This window comes from Sulfurirhabdus autotrophica, assembly GCF_004346685.1.
Taxonomy (GTDB): domain Bacteria; phylum Pseudomonadota; class Gammaproteobacteria; order Burkholderiales; family SMCO01; genus Sulfurirhabdus; species Sulfurirhabdus autotrophica.
In genome coordinates, this window is record NZ_SMCO01000018.1 from 48,797 (window position 1) to 66,108 (window position 17,312).

The following is a 17,312-nucleotide window of genomic DNA, read 5'->3' on the forward strand; positions in this document are numbered from 1 at the left end:
CTGGATGTAAATATGCGACATAAAATTGTTTTTCTTGATCGAGACAGTCTGATCGCCAATGTGCGACGCCCCGCCTTTGAGTATGAATGGGAGGAATATGCGGCAACCGCGCCGGATGAAGTGCTCGCACATATGCAGGGCGCAACCATCGCTATCAGTAATAAAGTCATGTTGAATGCAGCAACGTTATCGCAGTTACCAGCGTTAAAAATGATTGCGGTTGCTGCAACCGGTACCAATAATGTGGATCTGGATTATTGCAGAGCGCAGGGTATTGCCGTATCCAATATTCGCAATTACGCGGTGCATGCGGTCCCTGAACATGTGTTTTCGATGGTTTTGGCGTTACGCAGAAATCTGCTGGCGTACCGTGATGATATCCAGAAAGGGTTATGGCAAAAGGCAGAACAGTTCTGTCTGTTTACCCACCCGGTGAATGATTTGCATGGCAGCACAATGGGGCTGATTGGCTATGGGGCGCTTGGCCAGGCCGTTGCGCAATTGGCTGCGGCATTTGGCATGGAGATGTTGATTGCTGAACATAAGGGGGTTGAGCAGATCCGCGCTGGTTATACTGCTTTTGATGAAGTGATTCAGCAATCGGATGTGATTTCATTGCATAGTCCGTTGACCGACGCGACGCGCAATCTCATTGGTAAGCGTGAGTTTTCCATGATGAAGTCCTCTGCAATATTGGTGAATACCTCGCGGGGTGGCTTGGTAGATGAAGTGGCGCTCCTGGGGGCACTTCAATCCGGGAAAATTGCGGGTGCGGGTTTTGATGTGCTGGTCAATGAACCACCTCGGGAAGGAAACCCATTGTTGAACGTTACATTGCCCAATTTTATTCTGACTCCGCATGTGGCATGGGCGAGCCGCGAAGCAATGCAAATATTGGCAGATCAGCTTATCGATAACATAGAGGCCTTTGCCCGGGGAACACCGCAAAACGTCGTCGTGTGATCCTGGTTTTGATGTTTCAGGAATTGTTATCGTCGTTTTGAACAAAGAATAAGGTGAGCATGACCAAACGTATTATACTCGCGCCGGATTCTTTTAAAGGCTCGCTTTCAGCGATGGAAGCAGCGGCGGCAATGGAAGCTGGTTTGCGCCAGGTTTGGCCTGATGCCGATATCAGGCAGTTTCCAATGGCGGATGGCGGGGAAGGGACTTTGGATGTACTGCTGGCAGTTGCCAAAGGTAAACGTTGTTATGCCACAGTAGCAGGGGTGGATGGTTTGCCGTTGCAAGCGGCTTATGGTGTGCTGGAGCACGATGGGAAACAGGTGGCAGTGCTGGAAACAGCACAGGTGGTGGGGCTGCCGCTGGCTGGACAGACACAAGTGGCTGCACGAACGACTTTTGGGCTGGGTGAGCTGTTTCGCATTTGCCTCGATCTGGGTATACGCCATTTTATGGTCGGGCTAGGTGGCAGTAGTACCAACGATGGTGGAGCCGGGGTCCTTGCTGCATTGGGTGTTGCTTTGCTCAATGTTGAAGGCAAAGCGATTCAGCCTGATCTGAATGGGCTGATGGCGCTTGATCGGGTGGATTTCACCCAATTGGATCCGCGTGTTGCCGAATGCAGCATTATTATTATGTCGGATGTCAGGAACGCATTATGTGGTCCAGATGGGGCTACTGCTGTGTTTGGTCCTCAAAAAGGCATGGCTTCTGCTGCTATTCTGGAGATTGATGGCCGGCTGAAAGACTATGCAGCTTTATGCGATGCTGCGCTTGGTCAATCGTATTCTGCGCTTCCAGGCACCGGCGCAGCAGGCGGATTAGGGTACGCTTTTCAGTTGCTTGGGGGTGTCAATCGCTCGGGCGCAGAAATGGTTTGTGAATTGTCAGGGATTGACGCCGTGTTGCTGGAAATGGATTGGGTGGTGACAGGCGAAGGAAAAACTGATGCTCAAACCTTAATGGGAAAAGTCCCCTATGTAGTAGCAGCCCATGCCAGGCATTTTGGCGTGCCTGTGACACTGGTTTCTGGTAGCGTAGAACAGGCAAGCCTGCCCGACATTGCCAAACAGTTTGATGGCTGTTTCTCGATCATGTTGCATCCCATGACAGTGCAGGAGGCTATGGCAAATGCAGCACCTCTGCTCACTGATACCCTCGCACAGTTGGCGCGTTTAATGCGTACCAGCTTTTTCAAAGACTGAATAGCTATCTAATTAGCCGTTTTTTTCTATACTTATTAGTTCTGCTGATTAATTAAGATACACAGGGCTGTCTGCCTCATTCGTTGTGTCTTGCGTAAAATTTCCACTTTTATACAGTAGATTAAGAGTTATTTTCATGCTTTTTTATCAATTAGATTGATTGCTTTTTCAAATGTAGTTTGCTACAATTTTCATAAAGCGAATTATGATTTCATAATGTGAAATTAAATGCAGATGGAAGCAAGTTGCAAACTAAGGGAAAGTTATCAGGTGGCAAGGATAGAAGCTCGTCAGTTTCCCGGCAAAATGTAAAAAGATTTCGGCCTGCGTGCCAATAAGATTGTTTTAATATATGGAGAAGGAAATGACTAATTTAATGGAAACTATTGATATGGCTTCGATCCCTGCTTTTTGCGAAGGGATACAATATTTTGCTGCATCCATGCCAGAGTTTGAAAAACTAGGGGCTGCGTCGGTACTGAGTGACAAAATTCATGCCATCCCCAATCCAGAGGATGCGAGTGCGGTTTATCAAACCATGCTGACCGCCGATGCATTGCGCTATCTCACGCTGCAAGTAACCGGCGCAAAATCTTCCGGTCACCCAGGTGGTTTTGCCAGTAGTGCAGATGCTTATGCCGCCATGGTTTTGCTGGGGCATACCAATATTGTGACAGAAGTAGGTCACCATGCGCCTGGTTTCTACAGTGCCATGTTTATGGACACTTCTTTGGAAGAAATGGGCATCAAAACCGTAAAGGATATGCGCGAGCGTTTCCGTGAAATGCATGGCCTGCTCGGACATCTTTCTGGCGCGATTCCCGGATTGCTGGCTCCCGCAGGCCCATTAGGGCAAGGTCAGCACTTTGCGATGGCAGGTGCATTGTTGCATCCAGACAAGTTGTTTCCGGTGACCATCGGCGATGGTGGTTTAGGTGAGCCATATATCATGAGTGCCATGCAGCATTTCAATACGGCCTATCCGCATGCGACCAACTTCCTGCCGATTCTGGTTTGGAATGGTTATTCTCAGGAACACCATAGTATGGTTTCCACCTGGAGCAATGATCGCATGCTGGATTACTGGCGTGGTCACGGTTTCAAGCACGTACACATCATCAATGCCAAGGATTTCGATGACCAGAATCAGTCTGGTGAATACGTTGATAGCACGCTATTTTCCTTTGAAAAGCGCATGGAATTTACCGCTTATCTGCTCAAGACTGCAGCAAAGGCAGCACAGAGCGCGATGAACGGTGAACTGACCGCGATCATTGTGAAACAATTGAAGGGCGCGGGTGTACACGCAACCGGTGCAAAATCACATAACCTGTATGCGCATCACACCTTGGAAAGCGAAGATGTTGTTACTGGATTGAAGCGTCGTGCACTCTCTCCGCAGGCTTGGGAGCTGGTACGTGAAAACATGAAAAATGCAGGTGGCGGCCCGGCTGTAAAAACGGTTGTAACCGAATTCGAATTGGCGATCCCGGATCTGGGTACATTGCCATTGGTTGATTTTGAAGTAGGTAAAGAAAACAAAATACCTACTACCGCATTTGGCGAAGTTGTAGCTGAAGTTGGCAAGCGCGATCCTCGCTTCATCGTCACCAATGCCGATGGTAACGAAGCTTCTGCCATGGCCAATATCAACAAGGCGCTGACCATTCGTCATCCGACAGTTGACGGCCTGTATTTTCAGGGACCGGCAGGTCAGGTTTATGAGCCGTTAAACGAAGATGCTTGTGCGGGTCTGGCAGTAGGTGTTTCGCTTTTTGGCGGTCGCAGCTTGTGGTGCTCTTATGAGTCTTTTGCCATTAACGGCCTGCCTATCTGGCAGACAGTTATCCAGGCAATGGCGGAACTGCGCCGTAAAACACCAAGCACAGTTTGCCTGTTTACTGCAGGCGCATTGGAGCAAGGGCGTAACGGGTGGACACATCAGCGTCCGGAGATCGAAGCCTATTTTGCTGCAATGATGCGTAACGGTAACGTTTTTCCGTTGTTCCCGGTTGATGCTAATATGATTCAAGTAGCTTACGACTGGGCGCTGAAAACACACAACAAGGGTATTGTTATAACCGCATCCAAAACGCCGTTGCCAATTCGTACCACATTGGCACAAGGACGCGAAGCCATGGAAAAAGGCGCGATTACCTTGATGGATAGTGAAGGAAAAGGCAAAGTCGTGTTTGCCGTAACAGGCGACATGGTATTGCTGCCAGTACTGGAAGCGGCAGAAGCGCTCAAGGCACAAGGCAAAGGTGTACGTGTAGTAGCGATAGTTAATCCGCGCCGCCTGTATCGTCCGAACGATGTGCTGTGGAACAGCGTATCTCAGCCAGATGATAAGTTTATGGATGACGCCAGCTTTGAAGCGATGTTCGGGGGGGATGCACTGATCGGTGTTACAGGTGGTCCAAGCGCTATGCTGGAACCAGTGATGTTGCGCAGCAAATCCAACCGGGATGTGTTCTGCTGGAAGCGTGGCGAAACGACAGCTAACCCTAACCAGTTGTTTGATTTTAACGGGATGAATGCCAAAGCAATGACCGAGCGCGCTTTGTCTTTACTTGGGTAATTTCAACACAATCACAGTGGGCAGAAACAGGCTCCTGTAATTGTTACCGGGCTGAAGCCGGGTAACAATCTGGTTGGGAAAATAGTATGATTTTTTCCAACTGAATGTAACCGGCCTTCAGGCCGGTTACTATATGGGTAGCAGGATAAATTTTTAATTGTCTTACTCTGTGCCGCTGTGGCAAAAAGGCTTGAATAATGACGCAACCAAAAATCATAGTACTTGACGACGACCCCACCGGTTCGCAAACAGTTCATGGCTGCTTGCTGCTCACTCGCTGGGATGTTGCAACGCTTAAGCAAGGCCTGAATGACGCTTCTCCCTTGATGTTTGTGCTGACTAATACTCGTGGTATGGGCGCGCATGATGCAGAGCAAATCACGCGTGAGGTATGCCAGAATCTGAAAACGGCCATGAAGGGATTTGATCGCCCTGCATTGTTCGTCAGCCGGTCCGACTCAACATTGCGTGGCCATTACCCCATAGAAACTGATGTGATGGAACAGGAATTGGGCCCATTTGATGCTCACTTCCTGACCCCGGCCTTTTTTGAAGGGGGCCGTTTCACCATGGACAGCGTGCATTATGTGCGTATGGGCGATAAGGCCGTACCAGCGCATGAAACAGAATTCGCGAAGGATTCCGTGTTTGGTTATAAGCACAGTTTCTTGCCTGATTATGTCGAAGAAAAGACCAAAGGGCGTATCAAATCAGAAGATGTCGTGCGTTTTTCTCTTGATGACATTCGGCGCGGCTGTCTTTATAAACTGATGGCACTGCATGGTAATCCTTGCTGTGCAGTGGATGCTGAAAATCAGGAGGATTACAATCGCTTTGCCGTTGATCTGGATGCGGCTGCTACTCAAGGTAAGCGCTTCCTGTTCCGGAGTGCAGCCAGTTTATTGACCTCCCTCGCTAAATTGCCACCCCAGCCTGTACCGGCAGAGGAAATGCACAAGTATGTGAAAGAGGGCAGGCCAGGTGTGATTGTGGTTGGTTCTCATGTAAAAAAATCCACGGAGCAACTGGAAGTGTTGTTGCAGCAAGAGGGAATTGCTGCCGTGGAAGTGGATGTCAGTCGTTTGCCGGAACAACTGCATGCCGTGCTTTCAGAAACGCTGGATAAAGTAGCGCAGGCCCATGCTGAAGGGAAGACGCCAGTCATCTACACCAGCCGTGTTGAGCGCCAGTTTGCAGATCATCAGATGCGGTTGCGTTTTGGGGAACATGTTTCAGGGTTTCTCATGACCGTGGTTCATGGATTGCCAACAACCATCGGCTATATTATCAGCAAGGGGGGTATCACTTCCAACGATATGCTTAGCAGTGGTCTGGCTTTGCCAACCTCGCGCCTGTTAGGGCAGATTTTGGCTGGCTGCAGTGTGGTGCAAACGCCTCACGACCATAGACTGCCCGATATTCCCGTGGTCATTTTCCCGGGTAATGTCGGTGATCAAAATGCCCTTGCCGTTGTTTATAACCGGCTGCGTGGAAAATAGTTTTATTTCGTGATGCTGAAAGCAAGGAAGTTGGGTGGCTGATATGCAAAAACAGGAACTGGTAAAACGGCTGCAAAGCTTCCTTTTGCCCGATGCAGTCTTGTTCGATCTGGAAGATCTCAAGCCCTATGAGAGCGACGGGCTGACTGCGTACCAGCAGACACCGATGATCGTGGTGATTCCCGAGACAGAACCGCAAGTACAGCAAGTGCTTCAGTTATGTTATGAAACGGGAGTGCCAGTGGTAGCCAGGGGGGCGGGCACAGGGCTTTCCGGGGGTGCACTGCCGCTGGGGGATGGCATATTGCTATCCATGGCCAGATTTAAAAAAATACTTCACGTCGATCCGCTTGCCCGGATTGCGCGCTTACAACCCGGCGTGCGAAATCTGGCTATATCAGAAGCAGTGGCCTCACATGGGCTGTATTATGCCCCCGACCCCTCAAGCCAGATTGCCTGCACGATTGGCGGAAACGTCGCTGAAAACTCCGGTGGCGTGCATTGTCTGAAGTATGGACTCACTGTGCATAATATCTTGCGGCTGCGCGTGTTAACCATGGATGGCGACGTGCTGGAAATTGGTTCGGAGGGGCTGGATAGCGCCGGATATGACTTGCTGGCGCTGATGACAGGCTCAGAAGGTATGCTGGGTATCATTACTGAAATCACAGTGAAATTGCTACCCAAGCCAGAACGCGCGCAAGTCGTCATGGCGGCATTTGATGACGTGGGTAAAGCAGGTGAAGCTGTTGGGGATATCATTGCTGCCGGTATCATACCTGCAGGGTTGGAAATGATGGACAGGCTGGCTATTAAAGCGGCTGAAGATTTTGTGCATGCCGGTTATCCGCTCGATGCAGAAGCCATTCTGTTATGTGAGCTGGATGGGGCGAACGAAGAAGTTTCCGAAGAAATCCAGCGTGTACACGATATTCTGCTGAAAAGTGGGGCCATCTCGCTACGTACAGCAGTGGATGATGCCGAGCGGCTCAAGTTCTGGGCCGGGCGCAAGGCGGCATTCCCTGCCGTGGGACGAATTTCACCCGACTATTACTGCATGGATGGTACGATTCCGCGTAAACAGCTATCGCGGGTACTGACAACGATTCAGGCTTTATCCGAAGAATATCAATTAGGCGTAGCGAATGTGTTTCACGCGGGCGATGGCAATCTGCATCCATTGATTTTATATGATGCCAATAAGCCCGGTGAATTGGCCCGCACCGAGGAATTTGGTGGGAAAATTCTGGAATTGTGCGTGGAAGTTGGCGGCACCATTACCGGCGAACATGGCGTAGGCTTTGAAAAAATCAACCAGATGTGTTCCCAGTTCAAGCCAAAAGAACTGATATTGTTCCATAACATCAAGTATGCATGGGATGAGAAAACGCTGCTGAATCCGGGTAAGGCGGTACCTACTTTGCACCGCTGCGCGGAATTTGGGGCCATGCATGTGCATCATGGACAGATCAAGTTTCCTGAGTTACCTCGGTTTTAAAGGCTTTTAACCGCAGAGGCGCAAAGGCGCAGAGAAAGTTGAGTTCAGTTGGTGCAAGATACGTGCAGAAAGTTTTCGCCACCCTTAATGAACTCACCAATTGACTGATTTTTAAAAGCGCTAAAGCACGATAGGGCTTCTTTGTGAAAAATATATATGCAAGAAACAATTGAACAATTTGTAGAAACTATTTGTAAAGCTACTGAGAAGCGTGAGTCATTGTGCATCCAGGGATCGGGTAGCAAGGATTTTTATGGCGGACCACGTTCTGGCACTGTGCTGGATGTGACGCCTTATCGCGGCATTGTCGCCTATGAGCCAAAAGAACTGGTACTGACAGCCCGCGCTGGCACGACGCTGGTGGAAATCGAGCAGGCCCTGGCAGAAAATAATCAAATGCTACCATTCGAACCGCCACACTTTGGACCAGGGGCGACTATTGGGGGTTGCATTGCTGCGGGATTATCCGGACCGCGCCGTCCTTATCAGGGCAGCGTTCGGGATTTTGTGCTGGGCGTGCGGATACTTGATGGTAATGGAGATGATCTGGTGTTTGGTGGCCAGGTCATGAAAAACGTGGCCGGTTACGATGTGTCGCGATTGATGGTCGGGGCATTGGGTACTTTGGGCGTGCTGCTTGAAGTATCTTTAAAGGTACTGCCACGCCCCTTGCAAGAAATCACATTGCGTTTTGATATGGATGAAAAGCATGCCATAGAAGCGATGAATCGCTGGGCAGGTCAGCCTGTTCCCTTATCGGCTACGACTTTTTTCAACAACGAATTAACAGTGAGGCTGTCCGGTACAGCCAGTGCATTAGCTGCAGCGCGAAGTAACCTGGGCGGAATTGAGTTGCTGGATGGTGCTCTTTATTGGAATAGTGTCCGTGAACAGGATAACGCTTTTTTTAAATCAGATTTACCCCTATGGCGCATTTCGCTGCCTTCTACGGTACAGTCGATCAATATACCAGGGACACAATTCATTGAATGGGGCGGTGCTTTGCGCTGGTGCCTGGCGGAAGCAGATGCCATGAGCGTGCGTATGGCTGCCAGCAATACAGGGGGTCAGGCAACATTGTTTCGAAGTGACGATAAAACGCAGGGTGCGTTCCACCCTTTATCACCTGCATTGATGAAAATTCACAAGAAATTAAAGCAAACATTTGACCCTAAGGGCACATTTAACCCGGGCCGAATGTACGATTTTTAGCAGCGTTAACCAACAAGGCTCAGAAACATAGCGTAGTACAAGAAATGGCAGGGTGAGCATCACATTTCCGGTTACTGATATGTTTTTGGAGTGAAGAAATAATGCAAACAAATTTAGCGAATTTTATCAAAGACACCCCCGAAGGCCTTGAAGCTGACAGCATTTTGCGCACCTGCGTACACTGCGGATTTTGTCTGGCAACTTGCCCCACTTATCAATTGCTGGGTGATGAGCTGGATAGTCCACGGGGCCGCATTTACCTTATCAAGCAGATGCTGGAAGGGGCCCCTGTTACCGCAAAAACCCAATTGCATCTGGATCGGTGTCTGACCTGTCGCGCTTGTGAAAGCACTTGTCCATCCGGGGTGAAATATGGGCATCTGGTGGATATCGGGCGCGCCATAGTTGAAAAGAAAATCGGGCGTAAACCCATGCAGGCGCTACAACGCTTTGGCATACGTAGAGTGCTGCCTCAGTCCACAATTTTCGGTTCATTGCTCAAACTAGGGCAAACTTTACGACCGTTATTACCTGGCCAGATTCAGGGAGCAGTACCACCAGTAAAACAACAAACAGCTTGGCCTGCATCACAGCATGCCCGAACCATGCTGGTGCTGGACGGGTGTGTGCAGCCTTCACTGGAACCCAATATTAATGGGGCAACTGCCCGCCTGCTGGACAAGTTGGGCATCAATCTGGTACGTGCGGAAAAGGCAGGTTGTTGCGGTGCGGTAAGTTATCACCTCAATGCCCAGGATGAAGGGCTGGATTACATGCGGCGCAATATTGACGCCTGGCTGCCTTATCTGGATCAGGGTGCCGAAGCGATTGTGATGACAGCTAGCGGTTGTGGTGTCACGGTCAAGGAATATGGCTATTTGCTGAGAAATGATCCCATGTATGCCGAGAAAGCGGAGCGCATATCCGCAGCAACCAAAGACATTTCCGAGATTATACTGGTAGAAAAAGATTGTTTGGCTGATTTGCTTAATGCTAAAAATACAGGACGCAAAACACCAAAAGAAAAAATTGCATTTCATTCCCCCTGCACTTTGCAACATGGCCAGAAAATTACAGGTGTGATTGAAGCATTGCTCACTGCTGCAGGTTTTGAATTGACGCCTACGCCGGAAAAACATCTGTGTTGTGGCTCTGCAGGAACTTATTCCATATTGCAGAAAGAACTTTCGCAACAATTGTTGAAGAATAAAGTGAACGCTTTGGAAAGTGGCGAACCAAAGATCATTGCCACAGCCAATATTGGCTGTTTGATGCACTTGCAATCAGGGACGCAAACACCAGTGAAACATTGGGTGGAAATAGTGGATGAACTGCTGGCTTAGTTAAATGTAACTCAGCATCAATCAGTTATAAATTATCCAGATCTTCCGGTGTATTGAAGTTGTTAAAAGCAGTTGCGTCATCGAACGGCACAATAGCATGGGGGTGTTTAGCCTGCCATGCCATCACCTTTTTTTCTCCACTGGCCAGGTAATCAGCCAGGTCAGATACTAACGCTCGTTTACATAACATGATAGCGTGATGGGTGCGTCCCCCTGCACTGGGTATGGCAATTTCTGCATTTTGCGCTGTCAGCGCTGCGTGAAGACTGGGTACTAAATTATCCGGCAGATAGGGTGTATCGCATGGAACTGCCAGAATCAGATCGTGTTGCGCTGCCAGCATGGCACTGTGCAACCCGGCAAGCGGACCTTGAAAGCCTTCTATTTTGTCAGTGATGACGGGATAGCCATAACATGCATATTGTTCAATATGACGGTTGGCGCTGATCAATATTTCATCTGACTGATGCCGAATATGATCCAGTACCCAGGCTATGAGTGGTTTCTCTTTAAGCATCAACAAGCCTTTGTCAGCCCCACCCATACGGGTTGCTCTTCCTCCGGCCAGAATGACAGAACTTATTTTCATAGGGTTACGCTGCAATTCGGTGCTTGAATCATGATGATTATTTTCATATTCGATACTGACATCTTACCAATTTTTGCTTGTCGCTCCCATACAGGCAGCAGGTAATTATTATCAAAAATTAATATGAGCTGAAAAATTCATGCCGTATAATATCTATATGGAATAATCTGACTACTGTAATGGGTTGCAAGCAAATAATGCGGTTGATCGGTAAATAAAAACGCTTGAAATAGTGAGAATGAATTTGGAATGTTACACATTCTAAGCTATGGTCAGATTGTTCATTGCGGATATATATTAACAGGATGAAAAGTTAAGCCAATGAAGGTGGAGTTGAAACAAGGTGAATATCACCAGACTATTTTTGGGGCTGGGATATGTGTTGTGCCAAGTAGTAGAGGGGCGAAATGTTTTGGAATGGCAGTGAGGGCTGGAGACGAAAAAAAAATTGTACGGGTCATGGGTGCCAGAAAATGGCTGGTTGAACATGGCTGCTCTAAAACGTTGGCAAAAGATCTGATAGCTCATGCCCTGAACAGTAAAAATCTGGATAAGATTTATCAGTATGCGACACATTCTAAGCCGGGTTGAATGTGAATCTCTATTCAGTATGAGGCTGTAAAAACTTCTATTGACCAATCATTCAAGTGCAAATTATTTTGCAGAAGCATCGTACATCTGGAGGCATACTAGTATGCCTCCAGATGTACTTATTTAACTGAAGCGGGGCGTTGAAACAACCTGTAACGTTCAGATTTATCACCTGGGCGATTACCTTCCCATATTTGTTGCCAATCGGGAGAAAGCGAAACCGTATTGTCCACGCCACCTTGGGTCAGCATTAAATCACACTCAGCCCCTTTCCCAAGTTCTGCTCTTTGGGTGATGATGTTCGCGTAATAGTCCAGCATGGCGCGCTGTGGCTCACCTAACCCTTGGCTGGCAATGCATCCTATGTGTGCTGGTATGGCTTGAGTCAATGAGTAGATAGTTGAACGATAGCTTTTTCCCGCATCCAGCCATGAAATAAACAATGACATGAGGAGCCCCCAAACCAGTGTCATGCCTGTTGCCCAAATAATAATCGGACGTTCTTTGCTGCGTTTCGTTCTGACTAATGTCGCCAGCCAACCTGCTGTATAGATCAGACCAACTGAAAACACAAACCAGCTAAATACAGGCGTGTATCCCGGCTGAAGATCTTTGAGGTGAGCAGAAAGCCCAGCGGGTATGCCTAATTCAACGGCTATCCAGTAAAACCAGATGACACAGCCAAAGAAAGTAAACACCATGACACCAAACCAGTAAAGGGCGTTGGTTGCACCGCGCCGAAGCGTATCAATAGAAGCGGCTGCCAGGCAGGCAAGAGGAAGCAACATGGGTATGGCATAGACTTCCCGGGCATCTGAAGCAGAGCTTAAAACACCAAACATCACCAGAAATGCAGTGAGTGGGAGATGTAATTCCGGACGTTTGAACAAGTTTCTTTTCTCCTGCCAAAGTGTCCAGATGGCCAGAGGAAGCGCGGGCCAGGCAAACCACGGCAGCATTTTTAAATAGCCGGCTGTTTCGCTTTTTGGTCCCAGACCAGCAAAACCCAGAAAACGGCCCAGATTATTTGTCCAGAACCACTCCATGAAAAGTGCTGGTGAGCGTTGATAAAGAGCAAGTGGCCAAATAACCAGCCAGGGCAGGGCAGCAGCAAAAGCGATGATTAACGTTTGCAAATAAAAGCGATTGCGCCAGGGTTGGAACAAAATCGGGAGCAATAATACGGTAATGCCGATCATTCCTGGTCCGATTAGTCCCTTGGACATGAAACTGATGCCTGTTCCAGTGCCGAGCAAAATACCGCCGATTATATGCCGGCGCAGGCTTAACGCTAATCCATAAAGCGCCATGGCAATGCCGGCTAATAAAGCCAGATCCGTGATCAGTTCGTGGGCGCGTATCAGCAGGCCTAAGCAGCTGATCAGGGCGAGTACGCTCAATAACCCTTTGCCGCGACCATATAACTCTCTTCCCGACATGCCTGTGAAAAACAAGGCCAGTCCCATGAAAAATCCGCTGGTCAGGCGCGCAGCATCATGCAACGGCAGCCAGTTCGAAAAAACCTTGGCAAATGCAGCGGCTGTGATATAAAAAAGCGGCGGTTTTTCCATGAAAGGTTCACCCGCCAGGGTAGGAACGATCCAGTCACCATTTTTGAAAATATGGTTGACCAGGCCAAAAGTATAAGCTTCGTCAGGTTTCCATGGCTCATGGCCCACCAGGCCCGGAAACAGCCAGGCAAAGCAAATCAGCAGAAAAAAAAGCGATTTCCCTATTCCGCGCTGAACCGGTTGCGTGGTTGTTTCTTTTGAATGACTGCTCCAATAGTACATTGCTATGCTACCCCCCGGTTTTTCCGGAATGTGTTATTTTCAAGCCTTGGAAGCGGCAGCAACTTTTGGCGGTATACGTTCGATGAGGCGTGGGTCAAATGGTTTTGGAAGAATGTATTCTCTGCCAAAAGCCAATGAAGTGAGGTTGTACGCTTTAAGTACTTCCTCCGGGACAGGCTCTTTGGCTAAATCCGCCAAGGCCTTCACAGCGGCAATTTGCATTGCCTCGGTGATTTCTTTTGCTCGGGCATCCAGTGCACCCCGGAAAATAAAAGGAAATCCCAGTACATTGTTAACCTGATTGGGGTAGTCCGAGCGACCGGTAGCCATAATCAGATCATCTCTGGCGGCATGTGCAGCAGCGGGCAGGATTTCTGGATCAGGATTAGCGAGGGCAAATACGACAGGTTTCGGTGCCATGGCCTGCAGCATTTCCGCTGTTACCAGATTCGGGCCGGAAACGCCGATAAAGACGTCAGCACCGGTCATGGCATCGGATAGGGTGCGTTTTGCTGTTTTACACGCAAATTCCTGCTTGTAGCTATTCAGGTCGGTGCGCTCATTATGGATTACCCCTTTGCTGTCAACTAACAGGATATTTTCCGCTTTAGCACCCATGGACATAAGCAAACGCATGGAAGCAAGTCCGGCCGCTCCAGCACCAAGACAGACAATTTGAACGCTTTCCAACTGCTTGCTCTGAACTTCCAATGCATTGATCAGGCCTGCACAGATAATCACAGCCGTGCCATGCTGATCGTCATGAAAAACCGGAATATCCAGGCGCTCACGCAGGGCTTTTTCAATCACAAAGCAGTGTGGCGCTGCGATATCTTCTAGGTTAATACCACCAAATGTAGGCGAAATGTTGACCACGGTTTCAATGAAAGCCTCTACGCTGGGTGCATTGACCTCGATATCGAATACATCAATACCCGCAAAACGTTTGAACAGAATGCCTTTGCCTTCCATCACCGGCTTGCTGGCCAGCGGTCCGAGGTTGCCTAGCCCGAGAATAGCCGTGCCATCGCTAATGACGGCAACCAGATTACCTTTGTTGGTGTAGCGGTAGGCATTTTCCGGATCTTTGGCAATTTCCCGAACTGGTTCTGCAACGCCTGGACTGTAGGCAAGGGACAGATCATCCGCTGTGGCACAAGGTTTGCTTGATTCCACCGACAATTTACCGGGCTTGGGAAACTCATGATAGGCAAGGGCCTGTTCGCGTTTGTTCATGATCTATATTTTACCTATTGAACGATGTTTAATGTTTGACCGGCTTGCCTGCCTAATTCAGGAACAAACAGGGCGTAGTGTGTGCTGCCAATGCAGGCTGCAACAAGTTCTATCTCAAGGCCCGATATGGTCGCCAGGGTATCAGTATGGTATTCCTGCGATATTTCGGTATGAGTTTGACGCCCTATAAAAATTTCCTCGGATTTCGACTTCACGGTGGACTTAGGTCGATCGCAGATTTGGTTTTGCGCACGATCGGTTAATACCGCAAAGGAAAACAGAGCAGGATTCAACAAAGATGTGGGGCTAAATTTCATAGGCGACTATTGTAACTTGTGCAGTTGCCGGATAAAAGAGAGAAATCTTCGAACTGGAAAACAAAAAGGCAGCTTACGCTGCCTTTTTGTGGTTCACGCATAGCGTGAAAATTACTTCATTGCATACTTCTGACGGAATTTCTCAACACGGCCAGCGGTATCAACAACACGTTGTTTACCAGTATAGAATGGATGACACTGTGAGCAAACCTCAATGTGCAGGTCTTTACCCATGGTAGAACGGGTTTTGAACGTGCTGCCGCAGCTGCATGCCACATTGATTTCGGTATAGTTTGGGTGAATTTCTGGTTTCATAAGTTTTGTCCTTGACGAATCACGCCACCAGCTAAGCGGCAGGAGCCCGTTAAAAATCGTGAATTATCTACTAAAAAATTAAATTGAGCAAGTGTAAGTTTTGCAAATGCGCAATTCACTAAGCTGCTGATTAGCCTCTTCTCATGGAATCAAAGAAGTCAGCATTGTTTTTGGTTGCCCTGATTTTGTCCAGCAAGAATTCCATCGCTTCAAGGTCATCCATCGGATAAAGTAATTTGCGCAGTACCCAGATTTTTTGCAATACATCCGGCTTGATCAGCAATTCTTCTTTACGTGTGCCCGAGCGGTTAACGTTAATGGCAGGATAGAGTCGTTTTTCCGCCATACGACGATCCAGATGGATTTCCATGTTACCGGTACCCTTGAACTCTTCATAGATCACATCGTCCATGCGAGAGCCGGTGTCAACCAGGGCTGTGGCGATAATCGTCAATGAACCGCCTTCTTCAATATTTCGCGCTGCACCGAAGAAACGTTTAGGACGTTGCAGGGCGTTAGCATCCACACCGCCGGTCAGTACTTTGCCTGAAGCAGGTACCACGGTATTGTAGGCGCGTGCCAAGCGGGTAATGGAATCCAGCAGAATAACCACATCTTTTTTATGTTCAACCAGGCGCTTGGCTTTTTCCAGAACCATCTCCGCTACTTGTACGTGACGTGTGGCTGGTTCATCAAACGTACTGGAGACAACTTCGCCGCGTACAGAGCGAGTCATCTCGGTTACTTCTTCTGGGCGCTCATCAATCAGCAGAACAATGAGTTCAACTTCAGGATGATTGGAAGTGATAGCGTGGGCAATATGCTGCAACATCACGGTTTTACCGCTTTTCGGGCTGGCTACCAGCAAACCGCGCTGACCTTTGCCGATTGGTGCAATCATGTCGATCACACGGCCCGTGACGTTTTCTTCTGATCCAATATCCCTTTCAAGCAATAGCGGCTTATTTGGGAAAAGCGGTGTCAGGTTTTCAAACAGGATTTTGTGTTTGGAGTTTTCTGGCGGCTCATCATTGACCTTGTCCACTTTGACTAAAGCAAAGTAGCGTTCACCATCTTTAGGGGTGCGAATTTCACCCTGGATCGAATCGCCGGTATGTAAATTAAAGCGGCGAATCTGGCTGGGACTGATGTAAATATCGTCCGGACCAGCTAAATAGGATGTGTCTGGAGAACGCAGGAAACCAAAACCATCGGGCAAGACTTCAAGTGTTCCTTCACCATAAATGCTTTCGCCTTTACGTGCCTGGTTTTTAAGCAGGGCGAACATGAGGTCCTGTTTTCGTAGTCGATTGGCGCCTTCGATTTCGTTGGCGATAGCCATTTCAACTAGTTCGGTGACGTGTTTTTGCTTCAGATCGGATAAGTGCATAGGAAAGCTCTAGCTCTTTGAAGTGAGATAAATCAAAAGAGGATGTGGGAAATAAATTAAGGTGGTGTGTAAAGAATTTGCGCCTGAACCTGGCTAAGACTGTTCTTGTTGTTTTTTAAGAAACGATCTTTAGAGAGTTCAGACGCAAGATTAAACGGTTTATATGTTGCTGTCAATAAATGCGGTTAATTGTGATTTGGACAACGCGCCAACTTTGGTGGCTTCAATGTTGCCGTTTTTGAAAATCATCAGGGTGGGGATGCCACGGATACCATATTTTGGAGGTGTAGCCTGGTTCTCATCAATATTCAGCTTAGCAATTTTGAGACGCCCTGCGTATTCCTGAGCGATTTCATCCAGAATTGGTGCAATCATTTTGCAGGGGCCACACCAGTCAGCCCAGTAATCCACCAAAACAGGTAGTTGCGCCTGTAAAACTTCCGGTTCAAAAGTATCGTCAGTTACGTAATGTATATGTTCGCTCATTGAGGGATCCTCGCTAAAAGTTTTATAAAGATAATCGCTACCAGAAATGGTAGTCAAGTGAATAGAATTAAGTTAAGTATTCAAGCCCTGTTCGACAGGGGTGTATGTTCAATTTATTTTGACCTAGTGCTTTTCAGAAACTTAAACTCACAAAAAGCGGATTGTTTGGGTTAGACGCATTTCTAATTAACCGCTATCCTATAGATCCGGCACGATAAAGTTTGAACTTTTTGATTCGCCGTTGTCTTAAACGCATGGATAAAGAAGACGCAAGAAATCAAACACTGGAGCAGT

The 17,312-nt window shown here is 48.2% G+C and carries 15 protein-coding genes; 8 read left to right on the forward strand and 7 right to left on the reverse strand.

Annotation, left to right across the window (positions count from 1 at the left end; all coding sequences use genetic code 11):
- Positions 1 to 12 precede the first annotated feature (12 nt).
- The 7 genes from EDC63_RS14690 (at position 13) to glcF (ending at position 10,301) form a co-directional block, all read left to right on the forward strand.
- Complete coding sequence (locus EDC63_RS14690; RefSeq protein WP_124946466.1) at positions 13 to 963, forward strand: D-2-hydroxyacid dehydrogenase; 951 nt, start codon at positions 13 to 15, stop codon at positions 961 to 963.
- 59 nt (positions 964 to 1,022) lie between these two features.
- Positions 1,023 to 2,168, forward strand: coding sequence for a glycerate kinase (locus EDC63_RS14695; RefSeq protein WP_124946467.1), 1,146 nt, complete (start codon positions 1,023 to 1,025; stop codon positions 2,166 to 2,168).
- A gap of 364 nt (positions 2,169 to 2,532) precedes the next feature.
- Positions 2,533 to 4,749, forward strand: a complete 2,217-nt coding sequence (locus tag EDC63_RS14700) for a phosphoketolase family protein (protein ID WP_124946468.1) — start codon at positions 2,533 to 2,535, stop codon at positions 4,747 to 4,749.
- 197 nt (positions 4,750 to 4,946) lie between these two features.
- Positions 4,947 to 6,248 carry a four-carbon acid sugar kinase family protein gene (locus tag EDC63_RS14705; RefSeq protein ID WP_124946469.1) on the forward strand — a complete coding sequence of 434 codons (1,302 nt, stop codon included), beginning with the start codon at positions 4,947 to 4,949 and terminating at the stop codon, positions 6,246 to 6,248.
- Positions 6,249 to 6,291: 43 nt separating this feature from the next.
- A complete protein-coding gene (locus EDC63_RS14710) occupies positions 6,292 to 7,746 on the forward strand; it encodes an FAD-linked oxidase C-terminal domain-containing protein (RefSeq protein WP_124946482.1) in 1,455 nt (484 codons plus the stop codon).
- A gap of 156 nt (positions 7,747 to 7,902) precedes the next feature.
- Entirely contained in the window at positions 7,903 to 8,958 is a 1,056-nt protein-coding gene (glcE, locus tag EDC63_RS14715; RefSeq protein ID WP_124946470.1) for a glycolate oxidase subunit GlcE, read from the forward strand.
- Positions 8,959 to 9,059: 101 nt separating this feature from the next.
- Entirely contained in the window at positions 9,060 to 10,301 is a 1,242-nt protein-coding gene (glcF, locus tag EDC63_RS14720; RefSeq protein WP_124946471.1) for a glycolate oxidase subunit GlcF, read from the forward strand.
- A gap of 25 nt (positions 10,302 to 10,326) precedes the next feature.
- Here the strand turns inward: glcF and mobA are convergent, their stop codons facing one another.
- Entirely contained in the window at positions 10,327 to 10,890 is a 564-nt protein-coding gene (gene mobA, locus EDC63_RS14725) for a molybdenum cofactor guanylyltransferase MobA (RefSeq protein ID WP_124946472.1), read from the reverse strand.
- Positions 10,891 to 11,211: 321 nt separating this feature from the next.
- Here mobA and EDC63_RS14730 point away from each other — a divergent pair, with 321 nt between their 5' ends.
- Positions 11,212 to 11,481: a hypothetical protein gene (locus tag EDC63_RS14730; RefSeq protein WP_165923005.1), complete on the forward strand. Its 270-nt coding sequence runs from the start codon at positions 11,212 to 11,214 to the stop codon at positions 11,479 to 11,481.
- A 119-nt stretch (positions 11,482 to 11,600) separates the two neighbouring features.
- Here the strand turns inward: EDC63_RS14730 and EDC63_RS14735 are convergent, their stop codons facing one another.
- The 6 genes from EDC63_RS14735 to trxA all read right to left on the reverse strand — a co-directional run bounded on the left by EDC63_RS14735 (position 11,601) and on the right by trxA (position 17,018).
- Complete coding sequence (locus tag EDC63_RS14735; RefSeq protein WP_165923006.1) at positions 11,601 to 13,274, reverse strand: ArnT family glycosyltransferase; 1,674 nt, start codon at positions 13,272 to 13,274, stop codon at positions 11,601 to 11,603.
- A 39-nt stretch (positions 13,275 to 13,313) separates the two neighbouring features.
- Entirely contained in the window at positions 13,314 to 14,510 is a 1,197-nt protein-coding gene (locus tag EDC63_RS14740; RefSeq protein WP_124946474.1) for a malic enzyme-like NAD(P)-binding protein, read from the reverse strand.
- Positions 14,511 to 14,524: 14 nt separating this feature from the next.
- Entirely contained in the window at positions 14,525 to 14,827 is a 303-nt protein-coding gene (locus EDC63_RS14745) for a hypothetical protein (protein WP_124946475.1), read from the reverse strand.
- Between the two features lie 111 nt (positions 14,828 to 14,938).
- Positions 14,939 to 15,142: a 50S ribosomal protein L31 gene (gene rpmE / locus EDC63_RS14750; protein WP_124946476.1), complete on the reverse strand. Its 204-nt coding sequence runs from the start codon at positions 15,140 to 15,142 to the stop codon at positions 14,939 to 14,941.
- A 130-nt stretch (positions 15,143 to 15,272) separates the two neighbouring features.
- Positions 15,273 to 16,532 carry a transcription termination factor Rho gene (rho, locus tag EDC63_RS14755; RefSeq protein WP_124946477.1) on the reverse strand — a complete coding sequence of 420 codons (1,260 nt, stop codon included), beginning with the start codon at positions 16,530 to 16,532 and terminating at the stop codon, positions 15,273 to 15,275.
- Between the two features lie 159 nt (positions 16,533 to 16,691).
- On the reverse strand, positions 16,692 to 17,018 hold the full coding sequence (gene trxA / locus EDC63_RS14760) for a thioredoxin TrxA (RefSeq protein ID WP_124946478.1): 327 nt from the start codon (positions 17,016 to 17,018) through the stop codon (positions 16,692 to 16,694).
- Positions 17,019 to 17,312: the final 294 nt, after the last annotated feature.